Source organism: Burkholderia sp. SIMBA_051 (assembly GCF_046534915.1).
Lineage (GTDB): Bacteria > Pseudomonadota > Gammaproteobacteria > Burkholderiales > Burkholderiaceae > Burkholderia > Burkholderia ambifaria.
This window is the reverse complement of sequence record NZ_JAWRXS010000666.1, coordinates 1-248: the sequence shown is the minus strand read 5'-3', so window position 1 is coordinate 248 and position 248 is coordinate 1. Positions and strand designations below refer to the sequence as shown.

The window sequence follows — 248 nt, the reverse complement described above, 5'->3', positions numbered from 1 at the left end:
CTGAGCCGGCCGCCGATTCCAGGGCTCGCCGAGTATGCGTTCTCGGTCGATTGCATGGAGGACGCATCGGCACTTGAAGAGCATCTCAGGAAGCTCGCGAAGCTTCCCGATTCAAGCGCCCGAAATACCGTTGCCGTGGTGGGATGTGGCTTTACCGGCATCGAGATCGCAACCGAATTGCCTAAACGGATGCGCGCGCTATTCGGCCCCGATGCGGTGATCAAAGTGGTCGTCGTAGGGTCGCAGGC

At 60.5% G+C, this 248-nt stretch carries 1 protein-coding gene; it reads left to right on the top strand.

Annotation, left to right across the window (positions count from 1 at the left end; all coding sequences use genetic code 11):
- On the top strand, positions 1–248 hold a 248-nt coding region (locus SB771_RS36140; RefSeq protein WP_410722181.1), incomplete at both ends, for an FAD-dependent oxidoreductase.